Below are 17,634 nucleotides of genomic sequence, written 5' to 3' on the forward strand. Positions count from 1 at the left end.
CGACAGAAGACGGCAAAGCGAACGAGGCCACCCAGCTCAGCCGGGTGGCCTCGTCACCTGGTCAGCCGCACGGCCACAGGGCAGCAATCTGTGACAAACCCGATTCAGGCCGGAGAGATGCGCAACGCGTTGACCCATAGCCGGGTAGCCGATCGAGTCAGTTCGTCGAGGTCGATCCCACTGTCCGGCACACCGTCCCGGCTCACGAAGTAGTCGAACGCGAGGCGGCTGACCATCCCCGACAATGCGCGCGAAGCCAGTTGCGGATCGATTTCCGGGTCCGCGAGTCCCCGCGCCTGCAGGGACTCGATGCTGTGGGCATTGCGCTGCACGAATGCATCCGCCCGGCGCCGACGCAGTTCGCGAAACTCCGGATCGATGCTCGCGACCTGCTCCAGCAGTGCCATCAGCTTGGCGTTGCGCTTGTACGCCTCGAAATAAGCCCGGTTGCTCGCCTCGACTATCGCGGCCGGATCGGCGTCGGAGTGCACATGCGGCATCCCCGGATGCATCGTATCCTCCTGCGCCAGCTCGAGGACAGCGGCGAAGATCTCCGCTTTACTGGAGAAGTACGTATAGAAAGTGCCGGCCGAGCATTTGGCCTCTGCGGTGATGTCGGCCAGCCTCGTATCGAGATAACCCGAACGCTCGAACGCGGTGCGGGCGGCGGCAATCAGCACCGAGCGTGTGCGCAACCCCCGGCGGGTGGCCGGAAGCTCGCGCAGCAGCGCGGATTTCGCCATCGAAGGCGCATCCTCGTGTTGTTGCTTCGCGGTCGGTCGTGACATGAGGACCGTTACAGCAGCGCAGGCATGGTCGAGTGTCGTTGCATCGGATGCGTTCACATTCCGGCGGCGTCGGCGATCTCACCGGCCTTGCGAACGACAGCATCGATTCGCTCGGCAGTCGGGGTGCCTGCGGCGGCCTTGTTCGCAGGGGTGTCCAATGCGCGGCGCATGATTCCTTCGCCGATGATCGCGACCTTCCACAAGCCGAGGGTGTGCCAGAAGTTCAGTGCTCGTGGATCTCGGCCGGTCTCGTCGAGGTAGATCCGAGTGAGTTCGTCCCGATCCGGGAACCCCTCGAGTCCGGAGGCCGGGAAGACAACACCCGGATCTTCGCCGGCTTCGGGCCAGTAGGCAAGCAGAGAACCCATGTCCGCCAACGGATCTCCGAGTGTCGACAGTTCCCAGTCCAGCACGCCGGTGATCTCGCCACTCGTGCGCGCAGCGATCACGTTGCGCAGATGAAAGTCGCCGTGCAACAGTGCGAGTTCGGTCTGCTCGGGCACTGCGGCCGTCAGCCGGCGGGTCAGGTCTTCGAGTTCGGGCAGGTCCCGGGTCTTGGACTGCTGCCATTGGCCGGACCACCGTTTGAGCTGACGTTGCGCGTACGGCTTGTGGCTCGCCAAATCGGACAGTCCGACCTCATGCAGGTCGACGGCGTGGATCTTCGCAAGAGTGCGCGGCAGGGATAGCGCTATCTCGCGACGCCGACTCCGGGACAGCGACTCCGCGATCTCCATCGTGTCGACAACTTGCCCATCGATGAACTCCATGAGCACCAACGGCACCTCGGAAATCGCGGAATCCTCTGCGACGCCGAGGATCCGCGGCACCGGGACGCCGGTGTCGCCGAGAGCGGAGATGATTCGCGCCTCCCGGGCGACGTCGTGCGCGGAGGCGAGCAGGTGCCCCAGCGGCGGCCGGCGCAGCACCCACTGTCGCCCGGTTTCGTCCCGGACGAGGTACGTGAGGTTGGACTGGCCGAAACCGATACGGGTGAAGTCCAGCCGACCAGCGAATTCGATACCGAGGTCGCCGAACCAGCGGATGACCGCCGACGGATCGATGCCGATCACATCCTGCGCGGTGGTCTCAGACATCGGACGCTCCGTTCCGGTAGAGCAGCGCATCACCGAGACGTTGGCCACCGTCGATGACCAACGTCTCACCGGTGATCCAGGACGCCGCGTCGGAGGCGAGGAATGTGATCGCTGATCCGACATCCTCCGGCTCACCGATGCGGGCCAGGGCAGTAGAGCTCGCGACCTGCGCCTCATGGTCCTTCCACAGCGCCTCGGCCAGCTTCGTCCGAACCACGCCGGGCGCTACCGAGTTCACGCGGATCTTCGGCGAAAGCTCCATGGCGAGTTGCTTGGTCAGGTGGATCAGCGCCGCCTTGGACACGTTGTACAAGCCGAGGTCGGCATCGTGCACCAGCCCGCCGATAGAGGCGGTGTTGATCACCGAACCGCCGTGCTCGCCCATCCACGCCCCGACAACGAGGCCGGTCCACAGCAGCGGAGCCCACAGATTGACGTCCATCGTCTTCGTGAACCGGCTGTGCTCCTGGGCGATCATCGGCCCGAACGCCGGGTTGGTACCCGCGTTGTTGACGAGGATGTCGATGCTGCCGAACCTGTCCAGCGCGATGTCGACGCATCGCCGCGCCTGGTCCTTTTCCACCACATGCGCGCCGACGCCGATCGCGGACCCCACGATCTGCCCGGCGGCTCGGTCGGCGGCCTCCTGATCGCGCGAGGTGAGCACCACGTTCGCGCCCGCGGTTGCGAGAGCCTGTGCGGCCGCCGAACCGATTCCGCGCGAGGCGCCCGTGATGATCGCGGTCCGGCCGCTCAGATCGAGGAACGATGCTCGCGAATCCGATGGTGCGAGAGTCATGCTCGGGTACCTTCCGGACGCAGGTCGCGGTACTGACGCAGTTCGCGGCGAGCGATGGCACGCTTGTGTACTTCGTCCGGGCCGTCGGCCAGACGCAGGGCCCGCAGGTGCGCGTAGGACGAGGCGAGCGGGAAGTCATCGGTGACGCCGGCGCCGCCGTGCACCTGGATGGCACGGTCCACGATCTTCAACGCGATGGCCGGAGCTGCGACCTTGATCGCCGCGATCTCGGTCTGCGCTTGCTTGTTACCGACGGTGTCCATCAGGTACGCGGCCTTGAGCGTAAGGAGCCGGATCATTTCGATGTCGATGCGCGCCTCGGCGATCCAGTCCTGGATGTTGGCGTTGTCTGCCACCGGCTTACCGAAGGTGACGCGCGACTGTGCGCGCTTGCACATCAGTTCCAGAGCGCGCTCGGCCGCACCGATTGCGCGCATGCAGTGATGGATGCGGCCGGGACCCAGCCGCGCCTGGCTGATGGCAAACCCCTCCCCCTCACCTTTCAGAAGGTCCTTGACCGGGACGCGAACGTTCTCGAAGTCGATCTCGGCATGTCCCTCGCGATCGGCGTAGCCGAAGACCGACAGGTTGCGCATCACGGTCACGCCGGGTGCATCGATGGGCACGACCATCATCGACTGCTGCCGATGCGGCGCGGCGGCCGGATCGGTCTTGCCCATGACGATCATGACCTTGCAGTTCTTGTGCAGGGCATTGGAAGCGAACCACTTCCGGCCGTTCAGGATGTACTCGTCACCGTCCTTGACCATCAACAGCTCGATGTTGGTGGCATCGGAACTGGCCGCCCCCGGCTCGGTCATCGCGAACGCCGACGCCATCGTGCCTGCGAGGAGCGGCGCGAGATACCTCTGCCGGTGCTCCTCGGTGCCGAAAAGCTCGAGCACCTCCATGTTGCCGGTGTCGGGGGCGTTGCAGTTGCAGGCCTCGGACGCGATATCGCTGCGGCCCATGATTTCCGCCAGCGGGGCGTACTCGAGGTTGGTCAGTCCGGCGCCGGTGCCGGGATGCGGATGAAAGAGATTCCACAAACCACGCCTCTTTGCCTCGGCCTTGAGCTCCTCGAGGATCGGCGGCTGGAAATGTGGATCACCGGCCGCGCGCATTTGCTGTTCGTACACGGCCTCGGCCGGGTAGATCTGCGAGTTCATGAAGTCCAGCAGTTCTTTCTCCAACTGCTGGGCACGTTCCGAGATGTCGAACATTGCCATGTGAACTCCCTGGCGGGTAGGAAGGAAAATTCGGAGTACGGCATACTCGCCGGGCGAGTTCGGTCATGGAGACGTTGCAGCACAACCGGATCGAACGTCACGCACAAGCTTCGGCGAGGTCGGCGCACGCGAGCACGACCTTGCCCACTGCCTCGGGCGCTTTCCTTTCGGCGTGATCAGGCGACGAAACCGCCCTCCATCGTTCCAGCACTCGCCGACTGAACTGCTGCAGCGCTACGACGACGGCCAATGCGAAGCCCCGCGGGGTCGACGGGCAGCGACTACAGGCACCGATCGAGCCCGGGCTGACTTGCCACGCTGATGACGGCAGTTCACGAGTGCGCCTGTGCGGGCATACGAATAATCGGCTTCACTACCTCGCCTCGTTCCAAAGCATCTACCGCAGCGTCGATCTCGTCGAAGTCGAAATACTTCACCAATTTTTCCAACGGGAAGATACCCTCACCGATCATCGCACTGACCCGAGGGATGAAGATCCTCGGATCCGAACCGCCCATGATGGCTCCTCGAACGGTTCGCCCACTCAGGATCGAAAACCACGGGACGGAAAAATCCGATCCGAAGGCGGGCGCCCCCAGCAGAAGCGTTGTGCCCTGTCCCTGCGTGGACTCGACAGCAATCCGGCCGACCGCGGCAACACCCGACGCCTCGATCGAATAGTCGACGCCTTGCCCTGTTCGACGTCGAATCTCTTGCACGACATCATCGTTCGCTGCATCGACGACATCGGTCGCACCGATTTCGAGGGCAAGCTCCCGCCGTGCGGGATTGACGTCCACCGCTATCACCTTGCCGCAACCGGCGATTCGCGCGGCCGCGACAGCGCTCATCCCGACTCCTCCCAGCCCGAACACCGCCACGGTGGATCCCGGCTCGGGGCGCAGTGTATCTTGCACGGCACCAGCACCGGTCATCACACCGCATCCCAGAGGACCGAGCAATTCCAACGGCAAGGTCTCCGGAACCTTGACAACATTCACTGCCCGGACGATGACATGAGTCGAGAACGACGACTGGCCGACGAAAATGCCGTACAAGGGCTCACCTTGGGCATCGAACATGGTCGCAGAGCCGTCCGGCCTTCTACCGGCACGGGAAAGCTTGGGAAAACTGGGACAATATACGACACGTCCGTCGAGGCACGTCGGGCACGTGCCACAGAACGCCCCGCTGAGTACCACGTGATCACCGGGCTCCAAACCCGTGACGCCAGAGCCGACCGCCTCCACGACCCCGCTACCTTCGTGGCCGAGCACCGCCGGGAATCCGAATGGCAGCAACCCGTCTCGCGTCGACAGATCGGTGTGGCAGATGCCTGACGCCACGATGCGCACCACGAGTTCGTCCGGACGCGGATCGTCGAGAGCGATCGATTCGAGGTGGAACGACGCTCCCTCCTTCCGCACAACGGCTGCCCTGGCTCCGAGTGAAGCGGTCATGAGAGTCCTTTCGTGCCTTCCCATCGGTGGCGGGCACGGCCGTCCCTTCGGGTCGGGAATATATCGATGGAGCGGGTGACGGTCAGGCGGTGACGCCGAGACTGATGGGGAAGCGGCTGTAACCGTCGTTGTGCGCGGCCTCCACGAACGGACGGCATTCGTCACGCAGGACCGTGAAATTCGGGAACCTCGCCAGCAGGCGGCTGAGCATCAGTTCGAGCTCGGCTCTTGCCACCTCCAAGCCGGCACAACGATGGACCCCGAAACCGAAACTCATATGTTTGTTGTTCGGACGATCGATGTCGATCTCGCGCGGGTTCGGGAATTCTGCCGGGTCGTAGTTCGCCGACAGCACGGAGAGCAACACGCGGTCGCCGGTCTCCAAGGTGACTCCGTCCACTTCGGTCTCGGTGCGGACTGTTCGGGTGACCTGCCAAACCGGCGGATTGAGGCGAAGCATCTCCTCGACCGCCTGCGGGATCAGCGCATGATCTTCGATGAGCCGACGCCGGATCTCGGGATTACGGTCGATGCGATCGAGACAGTGCGACATCGCGGCCGTGGTGGTGGCCACCCCACCGCCGATGACGGTCATCAGCGTCCATACACATTGGTCGATCGGCAGCAGCTGCCCGTTGATCTCGGACGTGACGAGACTGCTGATGTTGTCGTCTCCCGGGTTCTCGCGGCGCTGCGCGCAGATCTCGTGCAGGAAACCGACGACCCAGCCCATCTCCTGCGTGGCCTTCTCGAATTCCGGAGTGCCCCGTTCGAGTGCATCGAGGGAGTTGAACGGCCACGCGATCCGATGGGCGAGATCGCGGTCGATCCCCAGGACCAGCGTTACCGCGTAGGCCGGCAGGCTACCGATGTCCGTGATGACGTCCATACGATTGCTTGCCTCGACCCGATCGAGGCACTCGTCGACGTAGGCTGCCAGTGCCGGTCGCATGGCCGCGGCCGGGCCCGGAGACAACCACTTGGTGATCAGGGTGCGGTAGGCGAGAGCCTCCGGCGGATCGGCCTCGAGCGGCATGAACGGGGTGTTCTGACCGGAAGGAATCGCCGCGCCTCCGTTCCAGACGCCGTTCGCATCCTGCGTCTTGCCGGAGGAGAAGGTCTTGGGGTCGCGCAGCGCCGCTCGGATGTCGGCGTATCGACTCATGACCCAGAATCCGCCGTGTTCTTCACTCCAGCCCACGGGGCATTCTTTCCGGAATTTGTCGTGTAGATCACGAGCGTTCCGGGCGTAGTCGTAGCTGTGATGGTCGATCGGGCATGCGGGAGTTTTGCTCACCGGTGAGCTCCTCGTCAGATGATGTGCGTTGGGATTCGGTTGGTGTGGTCGGGATCAGGCGGGTCGGCGCTCTCCGACCGGACGCGCCTTGCCGTCGAGGAAAACCGCGCGAACCTCCACGTAGGGATCGATCCCTTCGGGCCCGAATTCGCGGCCGATACCGGATGCCTTGAAGCCTCCGAAAGGGACACCGATATCGGACAGGTAACCGTTGTTGAGGTGAACCGATCCGGCCCGCATCCGGCGTGCTACCGCGCGCAATTGAGCTTCGTCCGCACCGAAAACTGCCGAGGACAAGCCGTACGGAGTCCCATTGGCGATGTCCACGGCTTCGTCGAGATCGTCGTAGGTCAGTACCGTGAGGACTGGGCCGAAGACCTCTTCCTGAGCGATCCGCGAGTCGGGGCTCACGCCCGTGACGATGGCCGGGCTCACGTAATAGCCGCGATCGAGACCTTCGGGACGAGTACCGCCGCAGACGATACGTCCGCCCTCCTCGACTGCCGAAGCCAGGAAGCCGGTGACCCGTTCGTATTGGGCCTTGCCGGACAGCGGGCCCACCTCGGTACTCGGGTCACGCGGATCCCCGACCTTCAGTTTTCCGACGGCCTCGGTCAGTGCGTCGACTATCTCGGCCTCGCGATCGCGAGGGACGATGATTCGGGTCATCGCGGCACAGGCCTGGCCGTTGTTCCGGGTGAAGCCCGACGGCACCGCGTCCACGAGGGTCTGCAGAGAGGCATCGGGCAGCACGATGCCCGCGGACTTGCCGCCGAGTTCCAAAGTGAGGCGGGTGAACGACGGTGCTGCGGCGGCCGCGATGACCGCGCCGATCGCATTGCTGCCGGTGAAGGCGACCTTGTCGACACCCGGGTGCCGGACCAGATGATCCGATGGACCCGCGCCGGCGGCGAACACGCTCAGCACACCTGCTGGGAGGCCGACGTGTTCTGCGGCGTCACCGAAGGCGAGCAGGCTCAGTGCGTTCATCGGCGGCGCCTTGACGATCACCGTGCAACCCGCCAGCAGGGCCGGGACGATCTTGCTTGCGGTCAGCGAGAAAGGCGCATTCCACGGCACGATCGCGGCGACGACGCCGATGGGGACCCGTTGCAGTTCGACGTGCACGCCGGATGCGCCGACGCGCTCCTCCTGCCATGGGTACTGCTCGAAGATCGAGGCGAAGTACCGGGCCATACCCGCCACGCTGTGTACGCCGCCTCGTGCCAGCGCCACCGGGACGCCGGTCTCGGCGAGGAACTGGTCGCCGTACTCGTCAGCGTGTTCGCTCAGATAGGCACCCAGTTTCAGGATCAGGTCCATGCGTTGGTCACGTGACAAGCCGGTCCAGGACCCGTTGTCGAATGCGGCGCGGGCCGCCGCAACGGCCTCGTCGACCGCCTTTTCGTCAGCCATGGGGGCTCGCGCGAACACCTCCTCGGTGCTCGGGTCGACCAGATCGATTACCGAGCCGGCGGAAGTCTCGATCCACTGGCCGCCGACGTAGACGTCGGATCGCGTGACCACGGTGGCACTCAATCGCATTCTCCTCTTGGTAGACGCCGCTTCACCTGCGGCGTCTCTTCAATTCTGCTGAGTCCAGCATCCTGTATCCATGCTCATAACGCAAGGCCCGGACCGGTTTTCGCTCGACGAGCGGAACACGACGACCGTTCCGACCGCGACCGTCGGATCCATGCAGAACACGGCTACCGCCTGGACGCATCGCGCCGACACCCAGGGACACACGGGCACGTCGGCAAGCATACTAATGATCGATAGTTAGTTCTGCCAGCGGAATGGGGCAGGAACGGTGATTCAGCACGCTCATGGCTTCGTCGAGTAACCCGCCGAAGGCGGGCGGCCGGCCCGTGGCGAGCCACGCTTGTTTGGCGGCCAGCATGCACGCGAGCGCCGCGCCGACCACCGCGGGGACACGAGGATCGCGTTCGTCAACCGCTTGGCCACTTCGCTGCCGCACGACGGTCACGAGTCGCGCTTGCATCCGCGACACCCGCTCGAGCTCGCCGGCGACCAGTGCTGGATTTTCGGCGATGGCACGCTTGATCACCATCGTTTGGATGATCCGTCGTTCGTGCGCCGGGTGGTCGACAGTCTCGGCGATCTGCCGAACCGCTACCCACAGCAGATTTCCGGCATCAACGCGTCGTACTGGCGTATCGGCGCTGCGAAAGTCAGCGGTACCCAGGCCGCGACTGCCGACAAGAAACATGCGGTAGCCACGATCGCTCTCCGCGGTGACGACGACACCGAAGTCCTGCGCAACTATCGAACGGTGCAGGATGCGTTCCGCATACCAGGTGTCGACGTACAGGTCGGCGGCCTCGAAGCCGTAGCAGGCGCGCTCAACGATACGGTCGCCGCCGATATCCACCGTATGGAGCTCCTCGCGTTTCCGGCAGTCGGGGTGCTGTTGTTCTTCGTCTTCGGCGGCGTGGTCGCCGCAGCGCTGCCGTTGATCGTCGGTGCGATCACCGTGTTCGGAGCCTTCGGGATCGTCCGTTTCCTCACCGACTTCACCGAGGTCAATTCCTTCGTGAGCCCGGTCGTGTCGATGATCGGACTCGGCCTCGCCATCGACTACGGGCTCTTCATCGTCAGTCGTTTCCGGGAGGAGCTCGCCGAAGGTTACGACACACCGACGGCAGTCCGCCGCACAGTGATGACTGCGGGCCGCACCGTGGTCTTCTCCGCCACAATGATCATCGGCAGCCTGGGCGGCATCATCCTGTTTCCCCAGGGCTTCCTGAAGTCCATCGCCTACGGCGCGATCGCGACAGTTTCGGTGGCGGCACTGGTCGCGATCACGGTCCTGCCGGCGATACTGGCCGTACTCGGCCCTCGGGTGGACATGCTGGGGATTCGGCGGTTCGGACGCAGCGGGGTGGCACCGAAAGTCGGCCCGAAATTCTGGGAACGATTCACCCGCCGGGTGATGCGGCACCCCGTCCAGGTGGTGGTGCCCCTCGTCGCCGGGCTGGCATTGCTGATTCTGCCCGTTCACAATCTCGCGTTCGGTGGATTCAGTGAAAAGTACCTACCGCCGGACAATTCGACCCGCCTTGCCCAGGAGCAGATCGACGCATATTTTCCGCACCGCAGATCCGATCCGATCGAATTGGTGTTCGTCTCGACCGACACTCCGGCTGTCGGCGCATTGTGGAAACAGGCAAATCGAGCACCGGGACTCGCGGAGCCGTTCGGCGTCCCGGTGCCGGCGCCCGACAAATCCGCCGTCTATCGCACAACCGCTGTACTGACCGATTCCGGCAACGCGGGGCCGACGATCGATTACCTGCGCTCCCTCGAACGGCCCGGCAACGTCGAGATGTACGTCGGCGGGGTTCCAGCACAGCAGAAGGACAGCCTCGATACTCTCCAGTCGCGCATACCCGGCATGGTCGCGCTGGTCATGCTGATCAGCACGGTACTGATGTTTCTCGCTTTCGGATCGTTGATCCTGCCGATCAAGGCAGCTCTGATGAGTGTGCTCGGCCTCGGATCCACCCTCGGAATCCTCACCTGGATCTTCATCGACGGCCATGGAGCGAGCCTGCTGGGATTCACCCCGCAGCCGATCCAGGCGAACATGCTGGTGGTGATCATGGCTATCATCTACGGCCTTTCCACCGATTACGAGGTTCTTCTCCTCTCCCGCATGGTCGAGGCGCGAGCCCGGGGCGCTTCCACCGCCGAGGCGATCGAATCCGGCACAGCTCAATCCAGTCGTGTCATCACCGCAGCAGCGCTGATCCTTTTCGTGGTGGTAGGCGCGTTCGCCTTTTCCGATCTGGTGATGATGCAATACATCGCCTACGGCATGATTGCGGCGCTTCTCATAGATGCCACCGTGCCTCGTTTGCTACTCGTCCCAGCGACCATGAAGCTCCTCGGTGACGACAGCTGGTGGGCGCCCGCGTGGATGAAGCGCATTCAGCGGAGGCTCGGACTGGGTGAACCCGCCCTCGACGAAACACTTCCGCACCATCGGAACCCGCCGGATCTTGCCGCGACCACTCCCATCACCGACCCTGTCACCGTGCGGCTGCCCGTAGTCAACACGTCCAGCCCCGGTCCACCACGCCCTCGATCCATCGAATCCGAATGCGAGCCGCCGACGGTGCCATTTCGCAGGTCGGATGAACGGTGAATCGAGCACGTTGACGACCGGGCCGCTGATCGTTTACGTTACTAACTAGCGATCGTTAGTTATTGTGATCGGAGTGCCGTGCTGGACATGATCGATCAACTGCTCGACTGGCAAGCCGCCGGCCGACGTTTCGCGGTAGCCACCGTCGTGGACACCTTCGCGAGCGCTCCCCGGGCACCAGGAGCAGCGATGGCCGTCGCCGAGGACTGGCAGGTCCTCGGCAGCATCTCGGGCGGCTGCGTGGAGGCTGCGACGGTTCATCTGGCCGATTCGGTCATCGCCTCCGGGCACCCGGTCCACGAATCGTTCGGAGTGACGGACGATGATGCGTTCGCTGTCGGCCTGACCTGTGGTGGCACCATCGAGGTATTCGTCGAACCGGCTTCGGCGGCGCTGGTGGACTGCCTGAGACGAACGCGAAAGGCACGACGAGAGCAACGGGCGATCGCGGTGGGGGTGATCATCGACGGCACCGGACTCGGATGCCGTTTCACTCTCGATCGGGGGTTGTTGACCGGATCCACCGGCAGCGCGGAACTCGATCGCGATATCGCAACGGCCATGACCGAGACCCTCGTCGCACGCCGGCACGCACTCGTCCGAAGCGATACCGCAGTCTCCGGACCGGTCACCTTGTTCGTCCAGGTGCATGTCCCGCCACCCAGAATGATCATCTTCGGCGCCGTGGATTTCGCCCGTGCGCTGTCCCGGGTCGGTAAGTTGCTCGGCTTCCACGTGACGGTCTGTGACGCCAGACCGGTGTTCGCCACCTCCCTGCGGTTTCCCGAAGCCGACGAAGTTGTCGCTGATTGGCCGTCGAGATTCCTGAGTTCCGTGTCGCCCTCCCTCGACGGACACGCTGTTGTGTGCGTCCTCACTCACGATCCCAAGTTCGATGTCCCGCTGTTGGAACAGGCGCTGAAACTGCCCGTCGCGTATGTCGGGGCTATGGGCTCTCGCCGCGTCAGCGCGACACGTGCCGAGCAATTGCGGTTGCTCGGCGTCACCGAAGCACAGCTGGAACGTCTGCACGCGCCGATCGGTTTGGATATCGGCGGGTCCGATCCGATGGAAACGGCGATATCCATCGCCGCCGAGATCATCGCAACGCGCGAGTCGCGATCGGGGCGCTCGCTGAAATACAGTCTGGGTCCGATTCATTCCGATGCCGCAGAGTGGCATGAATCGTCGGATCCGCCGGATGAGCAGCTACCGGCATCGACTGCCCGGTTGATCGCGGCCGTACATGGCAGCGGTTCGCCGGTATGCCTCCGGCCGTCGTACTGATAGTTCGGGCAACGCTTGTCGACAAACAGAAAGAGTAATTCGGAAATGAAAGTGCTGGTGACGGGTTCGGCGGGCACCGTGGGATCGCGCGTCGTGCAGGTGATGGCGGGGGCGGGCCACGAAGTAACGGCCACCGATATCGTGGCACCCCGCTATGGACCGCCACGATCGCACGTGCCCTATATCCGTGCCGACCTGACCGATTACGGTCAGACCGCGGCGGTGATCGTCCAGGCACGACCCGACCTGATCGTGCACGCGGCTGGTATTCCGGCACCCAGGCGTGACCCCGGGCACGTGATTTTCGCCAACAACGCAGTGTCCACCTACAACATTGCCGAGGCCGTGGCCGTTTTCGGGGTAGCGCGGCTGGTCTACACATCCAGCGAAACCGCGATCGGTTTTGCGACGGCCGAACGTTCGTGGTTTCCCGATTACCTGCCGGTCGACGAGGAGCACGCCCTACGGCCGCAAGAAGGCTACGCCTTGTCCAAAGCGGTAGGAGAACATATCTGCGACGCCTTGGTGCAGCGCAGCGACGCCACTGCCGTTTCCGTGCGGCCATCGCTGGTGCTCACCCCGGACACCTATCGAGACGTCCACGACGCCGTGCTGGCCGACCCGCGGCGGGGCGCGTTCAACTACTGGTCCTACGTGGATGTGGACGACCTGGCGGATCTCCTCGTGACCGCTGGCACGGCGACCACCCCGGGGCACGAGGTGGTGTATGCGGCCCAGCCCGACAACATCGCGGGACGTCCGCTGCAGGAGCTCATAGCCGAGGTATACGGGCCGTCCGCGCCGGTGCCGCGACGGCTGGACCGGCCCGATGCCGGAGGCATCTCGATCACCAAGGCGCGCAGATTGTTCGGCTGGTCACCCGAACGCTCATGGCGTGATCACGTCGAGGGGAAGTAATGGAACATCGACGGCTCGGCCGCACCGGCCTCCGAGTCTCGCGCCTGTGCCTCGGGACCATGAATTTCGGCCTGCGCAACGATGAGGAGACTTCGCGCGCGATCCTCGACCGAGCGTTCGAAGGGGGTATCACCTTCATCGATACGGCGGACATGTATCCCCTCGGCGGTGGCACCGAAACTTCCGGCCGGACGGAAGAGATCGTCGGCCGCTGGTTGAACGGCAAGCGTGAGGACGTGGTACTCGCGACAAAGTTCGCGGCCCCGGTAGGGGTGAACCCGTGGGACCGCGGGGCCAGTCGGCGGCACATCGTTCGTGCCGTGGAAGCGTCACTGCGACGGCTGGACACCGATTACATCGACCTGTACCTACAGCACAACCACGATCCGCACACACCGGTCGACGAAACGCTTGCCGCACTCGATGATCTGGTGCGCTCGGGCAAGGTGCTCTACACCGGATGCTCGAATCTGCAGGCGTATCGAGTAGCTCGGGCAATCGGTCGCAGTGAAACGCTGGGACTGGCCCGGTTCGACGCGACACAACCGCGGCACAGTCTGCTGTTCCGCCAATTGGAACGTGACTTGCTGCCGCTGTGCGAGGAGGAGGGGCTCGGTGTCATGCCGTACAACCCCTTGGCCGGTGGATTGCTCAGTGGCAGGCACGACCGCGCCCAGAAGCCCAGCGGACGATTCGACCTGGGGACAGCCGCGGCCAGATACCGCGACCGGTATTGGCACCAGGAAATGTTCGATACCGTCGAGAAACTTGCGGCACTCGCCGGCGAGGCGGATCTTGCGCTTCCGACGCTCGCGCTCGCCTGGTCGCTAGCGCAACCGGCCATCACCGCTCCGGTCATAGGCGTGAGTGACCCGGGCCAGCTCGACGCCGCGTTCGCCGCCACGGAGCTGTCATTGCCACAGGATCTGCTGGATCGGCTCGATGAATCGACGCGACAATATCGCTTCGGCGACAGCGCGCTCTGACGGCGTGGGCACCGGATCAGCGGCGCCCACGCCGGGTCGGTGCCTACTTTCCTTCGGCTTCGAGGGAGAGCGCCGCCCAGTCGGCCCACGTCTTCAGCCGCTGCTGGTAGACGACTGGCGCGAACTTGGTGGGCGTTTCGCCGAAGAACACACGGAGGGGCGGTTCGGCGGCTTCCACGAGTTCGACGATGGCTTTTCCGAAGCCGACCGGCTTCGGGGAAGCATTGCCGGACCGGCGCTCCGACATCGCCTTACGTACGCCGTCATAGGCGGGATTCGGTTCCGCGAACGTGGCGGAGACGTTGCTCCAGTCCGTATCGAAGCCACCGGGTTCGATCAGTGTCACCTTGATGCCGAACCCGGCCACCTCTTGGGCGAGTGATTCGGACAGGCCTTCCAACGCCCACTTCGAGGCGTGGTAACCACCCAGATTGGGGAATGCGAGGACACCGCCGATTGTCGAGATCTGGATGATATGGCCGCTCCCCTGCTCTCGCAGGATCGGCAGAGCTGCCTGAGTGACATTCAGTACGCCGAACAGATTGGTCTCCAACTGGTCGCGCAACTGGTCCGCCGTGATCTCCTCGACGGTGCCGAACAACCCGTAGCCGGCGTTGTTCACGACTACGTCGATACGTCCGAATTTCGCCTTCGCCGCAGCGATCGTCTCGAACGCCTGCGCGCGATCCGTGACGTCGAGAGTCAACGGCAGTATCGCGTCCCCGTAGCGGTCATCGAGGTCGGCCAGCGTTGCGGTGTCTCTCGCGGTGGCCACCACCTTGTCACCGTGTTCGAGCGCACCGATCGTGAACTCTCGTCCGAAACCTTTCGAAGCTCCGGTGATGAACCAGACTTTCGACATCTGCCGTCCCTTTTCCGTTGACATCCGGGTACTGTCACCCTATGCCAAACACGTCACCACGTGCCATGAATGGGTCGATTTGGGTGCTGTTCCGCTGATCACACCGCGTCTCGCTGACCGGCACAGGAAAACTTTCGCTCGTCTACTGAGGTGATCCCAGCGATGGAATGGGCGCAATCGCCCATCAGACACGCACATTCGAGGAATACCGGGCAATGCCGGGAAAGGCGTGGAGCCCCCTGTAAGTGAGTTCTTACCACAGAATTCACACCCTCAGAGGACTCCACGTGATCGCCTATTCTGCCATGCTCGACGTCCCGCGTGAACTGGTCGACTACGTGTCGCGGCTGCTGGCCGGTGAACGCCGCCGACTCGGCACCCGCCGCGGTACCCGCGCACTGACCCCGTGGAAGCAAGCGGTGTTCGTGCTGGCCTGGATGCGCAAACGCGACGACGTGGCGATTCTCGGCACCGGATTCGGTCTCGGCCGCTCCACCGCGTACCGGTACCGCGACGAAGGCGTGAAAGTCCTTGCCGCCCAAGCACCCGAACTCCGCGAAGCCCTCGAACGAGCCGCCGCCGAAGGCATGGCCTACGTCATCCTCGACGGGAAGATCTTCGAGACCGACCGCGTCGGCGAGAAGACCGTCAGCGTGAAAGACGAGGTCATCGACCTGTGGTACTCCGGGAAAGCCCGCACCCAGGGCGCGAACATCCAAGCGGTATCCAGTCCGCAGGGAATCCCGCTGTGGGTCAGCGACGAAAACCCCGGCTCGATCCACGACATCAACGCCGCCCGGGAACTGGCCTTCGCCGACCTCTACCGGGCCGCAACACATCTGAACCTGCCCACCCTCGCAGACAGCGGCTACGAAGGCGCCGGCATCGGCGTCCACACCCCTGTCAAACAGCCGCCCGGAGAACATCTGCATGTCGACAACCGCGCCTACAACGCCTTGCTCCGTGGCATGCGTGCCCTCGGCGAACGCGGGTTCGCGCTGCTCAGTCAACGCTGGAGGGCGCTGCAGCGCATCACCATCAGCCCCGAACGAGCCGGCGGCCTCGTGAAAGCCGCTCTCGTACTCACACAATTCGAACATCAAATGATCTCATGAAAGTCGCTGGGATCACCTCACTGGGTCAACACCGAACCTGCGAATCGGCCACGTCGTGAGTCCTCGTGACCGGACTGCGGATGCTCGTTCACACCGGAATGAAGGTGTACTTGGTCGAGAGATACTCGTGGATCCCCTCGAATCCGCCTTCACGCCCCACCCCGGATTGCTTGACCCCGCCGAACGGGGCGGCGGCATTCGATACGACTCCGGCGTTCAGGCCCATCATGCCCGTCTCCAGACGATCGATCATCCGGTGCCCGCGGGCCAGATCGCGGGTGTAGACATAGGAAATCAAACCGTACTCGGTGTCATTGGCGAGCCGCACAGCCTCGTCCTCGGTGGAAAAGGTCGAGATGGCGAGCACCGGGCCGAAGATCTCTTCACGCAGAATCGCGCTGCCCGGCACGACCGCTGTCACCACTGTCGGCTGAAAAAAGCTGCCGGGCCGCTCGATCCGCGCACCTCCGGTGAGCAACACGGCCCCACGCGCGACAGCATCGTCGACCAGATCGGCTGCCTTGGTCACTGCGTCGTCGTCGATCAACGGACCGATGACGACACCATCCTCGGTGCCGCGGCCGATGCCCATCCCTCGCACGCGTATCGCCATCCGTGTCGCGAATTCGTCTGCGAGGCTCTCGTGCACGATGAATCGGTTGGCCGCGGTACAGGCTTGGCCGATATTGCGGAACTTGGCAGTGAGAGCGCCCTCGACAGCTTTGTCCAGATCAGCGTCTTCGAATATCAGGAACGGCGCATTGCCACCCAATTCCATGGACACGCGCAGCACGGTGTCGGCGGCTTGCGCGAGGAGCCGACGGCCCACCTCGGTCGAGCCGGTGAACGAGAGCTTGCGCAGTCGCGGATCCGCGAGGATCGGCGCGGATACCTGAGCGGACGCGGTCGCGGTGACCACATTGACCACGCCGGGAGGCAGCCCGGCCTCCGACAGCAGGCGCGCGAAGTACAGGGTGGTCAAGGGGGTCAATTGCGGTGGCTTGATGACCGCGGTGCAACCGGCCGCCAGGGCCGGGGCGATCTTGCGGGTCGCCATGGCCAGCGGAAAGTTCCAGGGCGTGATGAAATAGCACGGTCCGACCGGCCGCTGCGAGACGACCATCTGCCCGGTGCCTTCGGGGTTGAGGCCGTATCGGCCGTGGATGCGTACGGCCTCCTCGCTGAACCAGCGTAGGAATTCGCCGCCATAGAGCACCTCACCGCGCGCTTCGGACAGCGGTTTGCCCATCTCCACGGTCATCAGCAGAGCCAGGTCGTCGGCATGCTCCAGAACGAGTTCCCATGCGCGCCGCAGGATTTCGCTTCGAAATCGAGGAGAGGTCGCCGCCCACGGCTCCTGCGCGGCCACCGCCGCATCCAGCGCTCGCGCGGCATCCTCCGCTGTGGCATCGGCGATCCGGCAGACAACACCGCCGTTCGACGGGTCGTGCACGGCAAAGGTCGCGCCGCCACCGGCGTCGCACCATTCACCATTGATGAACAGTTGCCGGGGCGTGGCCTCGAGCAAGGTCGATTCCAGGTCGGACATGCCAACTCCTGAGTTTTCGAGAGAACGATCGTCGTGCACGATCACTGCCGGCGGCAGCACGGAATACAGCGCGGCC

General features: G+C 64.1%; 15 protein-coding genes. 5 read left to right on the plus strand and 10 right to left on the minus strand.

Annotated elements, in window-relative coordinates; all coding sequences use genetic code 11:
- Positions 1 to 104: 104 nt before the first annotated feature.
- The 8 genes from LBW94_RS24935 to LBW94_RS24970 form a co-directional block, all read right to left on the minus strand.
- Positions 105 to 743, minus strand: a complete 639-nt coding sequence (locus LBW94_RS24935; RefSeq protein ID WP_416276942.1) for a TetR/AcrR family transcriptional regulator — start codon at positions 741 to 743, stop codon at positions 105 to 107.
- A gap of 98 nt (positions 744 to 841) precedes the next feature.
- On the minus strand, positions 842 to 1,885 hold the full coding sequence (locus LBW94_RS24940) for a phosphotransferase family protein (RefSeq protein ID WP_225060133.1): 1,044 nt from the start codon (positions 1,883 to 1,885) through the stop codon (positions 842 to 844).
- Entirely contained in the window at positions 1,878 to 2,684 is an 807-nt protein-coding gene (locus tag LBW94_RS24945) for an SDR family oxidoreductase (protein ID WP_225060134.1), read from the minus strand. The genes LBW94_RS24940 and LBW94_RS24945 overlap by 8 nt, the downstream gene beginning before the upstream one ends.
- A complete protein-coding gene (locus LBW94_RS24950; protein WP_225060135.1) occupies positions 2,681 to 3,913 on the minus strand; it encodes an acyl-CoA dehydrogenase family protein in 1,233 nt (410 codons plus the stop codon). The genes LBW94_RS24945 and LBW94_RS24950 overlap by 4 nt, the downstream gene beginning before the upstream one ends.
- A 332-nt stretch (positions 3,914 to 4,245) precedes the next feature.
- On the minus strand, positions 4,246 to 5,373 hold the full coding sequence (locus LBW94_RS24955) for an NAD(P)-dependent alcohol dehydrogenase (protein WP_225060136.1): 1,128 nt from the start codon (positions 5,371 to 5,373) through the stop codon (positions 4,246 to 4,248).
- 82 nt (positions 5,374 to 5,455) lie between these two features.
- The gene (locus LBW94_RS24960; protein WP_225060137.1) at positions 5,456 to 6,670 is read right to left on the minus strand and encodes a cytochrome P450; all 1,215 of its coding nucleotides are present in this window, start codon (positions 6,668 to 6,670) and stop codon (positions 5,456 to 5,458) included.
- 54 nt (positions 6,671 to 6,724) lie between these two features.
- Positions 6,725 to 8,209, minus strand: coding sequence for an aldehyde dehydrogenase family protein (locus LBW94_RS24965; protein WP_225060138.1), 1,485 nt, complete (start codon positions 8,207 to 8,209; stop codon positions 6,725 to 6,727).
- A gap of 229 nt (positions 8,210 to 8,438) precedes the next feature.
- Positions 8,439 to 8,744: a hypothetical protein gene (locus tag LBW94_RS24970; protein WP_255634752.1), complete on the minus strand. Its 306-nt coding sequence runs from the start codon at positions 8,742 to 8,744 to the stop codon at positions 8,439 to 8,441.
- A gap of 3 nt (positions 8,745 to 8,747) precedes the next feature.
- Here LBW94_RS24970 and LBW94_RS24975 point away from each other — a divergent pair, with 3 nt between their 5' ends.
- The 4 genes from LBW94_RS24975 to LBW94_RS24990 all read left to right on the plus strand — a co-directional run bounded on the left by LBW94_RS24975 (position 8,748) and on the right by LBW94_RS24990 (position 14,032).
- Entirely contained in the window at positions 8,748 to 10,841 is a 2,094-nt protein-coding gene (locus LBW94_RS24975) for an MMPL family transporter (protein ID WP_323137922.1), read from the plus strand.
- 87 nt (positions 10,842 to 10,928) lie between these two features.
- Positions 10,929 to 12,128: an XdhC family protein gene (locus LBW94_RS24980; protein ID WP_225060139.1), complete on the plus strand. Its 1,200-nt coding sequence runs from the start codon at positions 10,929 to 10,931 to the stop codon at positions 12,126 to 12,128.
- A 45-nt stretch (positions 12,129 to 12,173) separates the two neighbouring features.
- Entirely contained in the window at positions 12,174 to 13,046 is an 873-nt protein-coding gene (locus tag LBW94_RS24985) for an NAD-dependent epimerase/dehydratase family protein (protein ID WP_225060140.1), read from the plus strand.
- Positions 13,046 to 14,032, plus strand: a complete 987-nt coding sequence (locus LBW94_RS24990) for an aldo/keto reductase (protein ID WP_225060141.1) — start codon at positions 13,046 to 13,048, stop codon at positions 14,030 to 14,032. Before LBW94_RS24985 ends, LBW94_RS24990 begins: the two co-directional genes overlap by 1 nt.
- Before the next feature lie 43 nt (positions 14,033 to 14,075).
- On the opposite strand, the gene LBW94_RS24995 is transcribed toward LBW94_RS24990, so the two are convergent.
- Complete coding sequence (locus LBW94_RS24995; RefSeq protein WP_225060142.1) at positions 14,076 to 14,918, minus strand: SDR family oxidoreductase; 843 nt, start codon at positions 14,916 to 14,918, stop codon at positions 14,076 to 14,078.
- Between the two features lie 263 nt (positions 14,919 to 15,181).
- Between LBW94_RS24995 and LBW94_RS25000 the strand changes: the two genes are divergently transcribed.
- Positions 15,182 to 16,009 carry a transposase family protein gene (locus tag LBW94_RS25000; protein WP_225062836.1) on the plus strand — a complete coding sequence of 276 codons (828 nt, stop codon included), beginning with the start codon at positions 15,182 to 15,184 and terminating at the stop codon, positions 16,007 to 16,009.
- Between the two features lie 88 nt (positions 16,010 to 16,097).
- On the opposite strand, the gene LBW94_RS25005 is transcribed toward LBW94_RS25000, so the two are convergent.
- Positions 16,098 to 17,558, minus strand: coding sequence for an NAD-dependent succinate-semialdehyde dehydrogenase (locus tag LBW94_RS25005; protein WP_225061522.1), 1,461 nt, complete (start codon positions 17,556 to 17,558; stop codon positions 16,098 to 16,100).
- Positions 17,559 to 17,634 lie beyond the last annotated feature (76 nt).

The organism is Nocardia sp. alder85J (genome assembly GCF_020176955.2).
In the GTDB taxonomy this organism is placed as follows: domain Bacteria; phylum Actinomycetota; class Actinomycetes; order Mycobacteriales; family Mycobacteriaceae; genus Nocardia.